The organism is Quisquiliibacterium sp., assembly GCF_982640115.1.
Genome location: NZ_CEXFHW010000211.1, coordinates 1 through 5992, shown reverse-complemented (window position 1 = coordinate 5992; position 5992 = coordinate 1). Strand labels below are relative to the sequence as shown.

7 protein-coding genes are annotated in these 5992 nt (G+C 70.2%); all 7 read right to left on the bottom strand.

Annotated elements, in window-relative coordinates:
* On the bottom strand, positions 1 to 437 hold a 437-nt coding region (gene rlmJ, locus AC2H6A_RS17265; protein WP_484274955.1), incomplete at its 3' end, for a 23S rRNA (adenine(2030)-N(6))-methyltransferase RlmJ.
* A 36-nt stretch (positions 438 to 473) separates the two neighbouring features.
* Positions 474 to 857, bottom strand: a complete 384-nt coding sequence (locus tag AC2H6A_RS17260) for a cupin domain-containing protein (protein ID WP_484274954.1) — start codon at positions 855 to 857, stop codon at positions 474 to 476.
* A gap of 6 nt (positions 858 to 863) precedes the next feature.
* Positions 864 to 1946, bottom strand: coding sequence for a Zn-dependent alcohol dehydrogenase (locus tag AC2H6A_RS17255; protein ID WP_484274953.1), 1083 nt, complete (start codon positions 1944 to 1946; stop codon positions 864 to 866).
* Positions 1947 to 2001: 55 nt separating this feature from the next.
* Positions 2002 to 2322: a 2Fe-2S iron-sulfur cluster-binding protein gene (locus AC2H6A_RS17250; protein WP_484274952.1), complete on the bottom strand. Its 321-nt coding sequence runs from the start codon at positions 2320 to 2322 to the stop codon at positions 2002 to 2004.
* Positions 2323 to 2393: 71 nt separating this feature from the next.
* Positions 2394 to 3629 (bottom strand): NAD(P)/FAD-dependent oxidoreductase, encoded by a 1236-nt coding sequence (locus tag AC2H6A_RS17245; protein WP_484274951.1) that lies wholly within the window; start codon positions 3627 to 3629, stop codon positions 2394 to 2396.
* Positions 3629 to 4879 carry a cytochrome P450 gene (locus tag AC2H6A_RS17240; protein WP_484274950.1) on the bottom strand — a complete coding sequence of 417 codons (1251 nt, stop codon included), beginning with the start codon at positions 4877 to 4879 and terminating at the stop codon, positions 3629 to 3631. Before AC2H6A_RS17240 ends, AC2H6A_RS17245 begins: the two co-directional genes overlap by 1 nt.
* Positions 4880 to 5025: 146 nt before the next feature.
* On the bottom strand, positions 5026 to 5992 hold a 967-nt coding region (locus AC2H6A_RS17235), incomplete at its 5' end, for an MFS transporter (protein ID WP_484274949.1).

The following is a 5992-nucleotide window of genomic DNA, read 5'->3' as shown; positions in this document are numbered from 1 at the left end:
CGTATGCCGTCGGCCAGCGTGACCTGCGTGCGCGGCGTGCGCCCGAAATGCCCGACCAGCAGGTCGAGATCGCTGCGATGCAGCTCGAACAGGCGCATCTGATCCTGCGGATGCAGCAGCGCCTGCGCGATCGCCGGCGACCCGGGGTACTGCGCCAGACCGCCCTCGGGATTGAAGCGGCGGATCAGCTCGAGATAGCGAGCCACCGCGGGCGGCGACTCCTGCCGATCCCAGAGCCGGCCGATGCCCTCGGCGTACTCGCCGGTGGTCTGCGCGAAGCGGTCGGCCAGCAGGTAGATGCCGGCACCCGCATGGGTGTCGACATAGCGCAGCGGGGTGTCCTTGGAGCCGAGGTGATCGAGCACCTGGATGAGCACGAGGTGCTTGAGCACATCCCCGTGATTGCCGGCGTGAAAGCCGTGTCGGTAGGCGAGCATGTCGACAGGGTACGCGAGCCGCGCCGCCGGCGCGATTCAGGCGCGCACGAACAGCGTGACCAGGGGCTCCTCGCCCACCTGCCGGCTGCGATGGCCGTGCACCGCCGGGTCGAAGACCGCGCCCTCGGGCAGCAGATCGGCGGAGTAGAAGTGCTCGCCCGGGCCGAACACGCGGGCGCTGCCATCCTGCAGGCCGATCTCCATGCGCCCGCGCAGGATGAAGCACCACTGCGGGCTGCCGGTGCAGTGGAACTCGCTGCGAAAGCCCACCGGGCTCTCGCGCAGCTGGCAGCCGCCGCTGGCCATCAGCGCCGAGAGCCGCGACTGCGGCGTGCCCTGGTCGAGCGCGATGGCCTCCTCGTGGAAGCGCGCGCGGCCATCGGCGCCGGTGGCCAGGACCACCCGGTGGAACACCGCCATGCCGGATTACTGGTCGAAGACGATGACGTTGCGCGCCACGCCGCCCTTTTGCAGCGCTGCGAAGCCCTCGTTGATCTGCGAGAGCTTGAGCCGGCCCGACACCAGTTGCGACAGCGGCAGCCGGCCCTGCTGGAAGAACTCGATCAGCCGGGGCATGTCGATGCGGAAGCGGTTGGAACCCATCATGGAACCCTGGATGCGGCGCTCGCGCAGGAAGTCGGGGCCGTGCAGTTCGATCTTGGTGCCCACCGGGATCATGCCGATGATGGTGGCGGTGCCGCCCGGGCGCAGCATCTGGAAGCAGAGTTCGGTGGTCTGCTTCAGGCCGATGCACTCGAAGGAGTAGTGCACGCCGCCCTGGGTCATCTCCATGATCTTCTTGGCGGTGTCTTCGCCGGCGATGACGCCTTCGGTGGCGCCGAAGGCACGGGCCAGGTCGAGCTTGGCCGGATCCTTGTCGATGGCGATCACGCGGGCCGCGCCCGCGATCTTGGCGCCGTTCACCGCGGCCAGACCGATGCCGCCGCAGCCCACCACCGCCACCGTGCTGCCGGGCTCGACCTTGGCGGTGTGCACCGCCGCACCGTAGCCGGTGATCACGCCGCAGCCGATCAGCGCGGCGAGGTCCATGGGCATGTCGGGCGTGATCTTCACCACGGCGTGCTCGTGCACCAGCATCTGCTCGGCGAAGGACGACAGGTTGGTGAACTGGTTGAGGTGCTCGCCCTTCCAGCGCAGGCGCCTGGCCTTGCCGGGCAGCATCTTCACCTCGGGGTTCTGGCAGATCGACATGTGGCCGGTGAGGCAGAACTCGCAGTGGCCGCAGAACACCGACAGGCAGGTGATGACATGGTCGCCGGGCTTCACATAGGTGACATCGCGGCCGACCTTCTCGACGATGCCGGAAGACTCGTGGCCGAGCACGATGGGCACCGGCGTGGGGTACTTGCCCTCGATGAAGTGCAGATCGCTGTGGCACAGGCCGGCCACCGAGGTGCGCACCAGCACCTCGCGCGGGCCGGGGTTGTCGATCTCGACATCCTCGATGGTGAGCGGCTGGTTGGGGGCGTGGAAGACGGCGGCTTTCATGGCATGGACTCCGGAGTTCTGACGGTGGGGCGACGAGGGCGGGCGGTGCGGCGGCTCAGTGCTGGCCCTCGGGCAGGCTCACCACCAGGCCGTCGAGCGCGGGGGTGATCTGCACCTGGCACGACAGGCGGGAATTGTCCTGCGTGACGGCCGCAAAGCTCAGCATGCTCTGCTCCATCTCGGAACGCTCGCCGGTGCGCGCCAGCCAGGCGGCCTCGACATAGACATGGCAGGTGGCGCAGGCGCATTCGCCGCCGCAGTCGGCGTCGATGCCGGGCACGCCGTTGTCGACGGCGGCGCGCATCAGCGACTGGCCGGCCACCGCCTCGACGGTGTGGGCGGTGCCGTTGTGTTCGATGAAGGTGACCTTGGGCATGGGGAATTCCTGTGTCGGGGCGCCGGCGTCGGCGGGGTGGACGATGGGGATGCAGGCGACGCGGACCGGCCTCAGGCCGCGGGCGCCTCGGGAATCTGCTTGACCGGGATGGCGGCATCGGCCACGCGGGCCGGGTCGAGCACCTGCCCGGCCGCGGCCCACTGGCGGGCCGCGGCAAACTCGGCCACCGAGTTGACCGCCTCGACCGCCTGCAGGCGGTTGTCGGCATCGAGGTGGAAGACCGCGAAGCGCTTGCCGGCGGGATCGCCACGCACCACCTCGCGGGCCACGCCGATGGGCAGGCCGGCGATCTGCAGGCGCAGGTCGTACTGATCAGACCAGAACCAGGGCAGTTCAGCGCGCGGCGCGGGCTGGCCAAGGATGCCGGCGGCAGCCTGCTTGGCCTGTTCGAGCGCGTTGGGCACGCTCTCGAGGCGCATGCGGATGCCGTAGCGCGGCACTGGCCGCCGGGTGCAGTCGCCGATGGCGTAGATGTCGGGGTCGCTGGTGCGGGCCGATTCATCGACCAGGATGCCGTCCTCGCAGGCCAGACCGGCAGCCAACGCGAGCGCGTCTTCGGCGAGCGCGCCGATGCCCACCACCGCGAGGTCGCAGTCGATGAGCCGGCCATCGGCCAGGCGCACGCCGCTCACGGCGCCATCGGCCTGCTCGAAACCGCTGACGGTGGCGCCAAGCAGCAGGTTCACGCCCTGGGCCCGATGGCTGTCGGCGAAGAAGGCCGAGAGGGTCTGGGAGGCCACGCGCGCCAGAAGCCGGGCTTCGCGCTCGATGACCGTGACCGTGGCGCCCAGCGCGCGGGCCGAGGCCGCCACCTCGAGGCCGACATAGCCGCCGCCCACCACGGCGAGGCGGCTGCCCGGCCCCAGACGGGAGCGGATCGCCTGGGCATCGGCCACGGTGCGCAGCTCGAGCACACCGGCGGCATCGATGCCCGGCACCGCCAGCCGCCGCAGCCGCGAGCCGGTGGCCAGCACCAGCGTGGACCAGGACAGCGTGCTTCCATCGCTCAGGCTGACCGTGCGCGCGGCGCGGTCGATGGCCTGCACCCGCGTGCCGAGCCGCAGGCTGATCGACTTGTCGGCATAGAAGGCCGCGGGCCGCAGCAGCAGGCTGTCGGGCTCGGCCTCGCCCTTGAGCAGGGCCTTGGACAGCGGCGGACGCTGGTAGGGCGGCAGCGGCTCGGCACCCACCAGGGTGACGGGGTCGGCATAGCCGCCCTGACGGAGCGCCGCGGCGAGCGCGCCGGCCGCCTGGCCCGCGCCGATGATGAGGACGCCCGCGCCCATCAGCCGGGGATCCGCACCGGCAGCGCGGTGAAGCCGTGGACGAAGTTGGAGAAGGTGCGCTCGGGCTCGCCCATGAGCTCGATGACCGGGAAGCGCGGCAGCATCTCTTCCCAGAGGATCTTCAGCTGCAGCTCGGCAAGGCGATTGCCCACGCAGCGGTGGATCCCGAAGCCGAAGGAGATGTGCTGACGCGGCCGGGCGCGGTCGATGATGAATTCATCGGGCCGCTCGATGGCCTCGCCATCGCGGTTGCCCGAGAGGTACCACATGATGACCTTGTCGCCCTTGCGGATCTGCTTGCCGCCGAGTTCGGCGTCTGCCGTGGCGGTACGCCGCATGTGCGACAGCGGGGTCTGCCAGCGGATGATCTCGGGCACCAGGCTGGCGATCAGGCCGGGATTGCCGCGCAGCTTGGCGAACTCGCCGGGGTGGGTGAGCAGCGCATGCAGGCCGCCCGACATGGAATTGCGGGTGGTGTCGTTGCCGCCCACGATCAGCAGCACCAGGTTGCCCAGGAACTCCACCGGCGAGAGGTTACGGGTGGCCGGCGAGTGCGCCATCATGGAGATGAGGTCGTTGCCGGGCGGGCGCTGGACACGATCGTTCCAGAGGCCGGTGAAGTACTGCAGGCACTTCAGCAGCTCGGCGGTGCGCTTCTCGTCGGAATCGATGGGGCCGCCGGCGGTGAGGTCGGCGGTGGCCACATCGGACCACCAGGTGAGCAGGCGACGATCCTCGAAGGGGAAGTCGAACAGCGTGGCGAGCATCTGGGTGGTGAGCTCGATGGAGACCTTCTCCACCCAGTTGAAGGTTTCGTTGCGCGGCAGGCTGTCGAGCACATTGCGGGTGCGCTGCCGGATGGTGGCTTCCATCTGCGCGAGGTTGCCCGGCGCGACGATGGGGCTCACGGTGCGGCGCTGGTCATCATGCCGCGGCGGATCCATCGCGATGAACATCGGCCGGCGATGCGCCTCGGGCACATCGCGGATGTTGATGCCGCCGAGGTGGATGTCCGAGGAGTAGGTCTGGTGGTTGACCTCCACCTGCATGATGTCCTTGTACTTCGTCACCGACCAGAACGGGCCGAAGCGCTCGTCGACCTGGTGATGCACCGGGTCATCGCGGCGCAGCCGCGCGAAGTAATGACCGATGGTGTCGTCCTGGAAGAGGCGCGGATCGCTGACATTGATCTCGGACAGCGGCAGAGAGAAGGCGCGCTCGCGGGCGGCATCGGCGACGGGGGCTTGCATGAGGGTGTCTCCGGCGGTTCGTGTTGTCATGGGCTCGGCGGCAGAGCAAGCCTGCGGCCGGCGCCCCGATTGTACCCACACCGCCTCGCGCGCCGGGTCCGCAGACGCACGCCCCGGATGGCCGGCGCCGTGGGGCCGGGACGCGCTCAGATGCGTGTGCGGTCGCGCCGCCGCTCGGCCACCGGCACCCCGAGGTTCGGGTGCATCCGGCCGGCCACCACCCAGGCGGCGAGCAGGCCTGCGCCGCCGGCCGCGAACACCGCCGGGAGCGGCCCCACCAGCAGCACCAGCCAGACCACGGCGGGCGTGACCAGGTTGGAGACATCGCGCACCGTGCCGTTGACTGCCGACATCGCGCTGCGCTCGGAGGGCCGCACCGAAAGCAGGAAGGGCAGGCCGCCGCACAGGTCGAGCAGCAGCAGGAAGGCCGCGCCGCACAGCAGCAGACCGATGGTCGGCCAGGGCAGGCTCGCGCTGAGGCTTGCGCCCAGGAAGCACAGGCCCGACACCAGAAAGCCGGTGCGCACCGCCCTGCGCAGCGAGCGGCGCCGGATCCAGCGCAGCATCAGCGGCGTGGCGAACAGCCCGCAGGAGGCGAGCGAGGCCGTGATGCCGCCCACGCTATCGTCCAGCCCGGCCTGGATGGCATAGATGCCGACATAGACCATGTAGATCGACCAGCCAAAGGAGCGGACCACCAGCAGGAACCAGCCGGCGACCAGCGCCGGCCGGCCAAGAAACCGGCCGAGGTAATGCAGCGGATTGACGGAAAGGGCGGCCCGCGCCGTCGGCACCCGCACGCTGCCCATGCCGGTGAGCCAGAGCGCGGCGAGCATGCCGCAGGCGGCCAGCCCGGAGAGGGCAAAGGGCGCGCCAGGCCACAGTCCGAGCAGCCAGACCCCGAGCAGGGGCCCCGCCGCCCAGCCCGGCCCGGCCACGACCATGCGCAGGGTCTCGAGCCGGCTGAGGTCATCCTTGTGGACATGGTCGAGGAGGTTGTGGTTGTAGCAGACATAGGCGATGGCCGTGCCCAGCGAACTGCACAGCAGTGCCACCATGACCAGGCGCCCGCCGGCCATGCCCAGCACCGCCGCGAGCAGAAGACGGCATACG

Excerpts from the sequence above, each read along its gene's own strand:
- AC2H6A_RS17245 (WP_484274951.1), bottom strand. The coding sequence starts at position 3,629 with ATGGGCGCGGGCGTCCTCATCATCGGCGCGGGCCAGGCGGCCGGCGCG.
- AC2H6A_RS17250 (WP_484274952.1), bottom strand. The coding sequence starts at position 2,322 with ATGCCCAAGGTCACCTTCATCGAACACAACGGCACCGCCCACACCGTC.
- AC2H6A_RS17260 (WP_484274954.1), bottom strand. The coding sequence starts at position 857 with ATGGCGGTGTTCCACCGGGTGGTCCTGGCCACCGGCGCCGATGGCCGC.
- AC2H6A_RS17240 (WP_484274950.1), bottom strand. The coding sequence starts at position 4,879 with ATGCAAGCCCCCGTCGCCGATGCCGCCCGCGAGCGCGCCTTCTCTCTG.
- AC2H6A_RS17255 (WP_484274953.1), bottom strand. The coding sequence starts at position 1,946 with ATGAAAGCCGCCGTCTTCCACGCCCCCAACCAGCCGCTCACCATCGAG.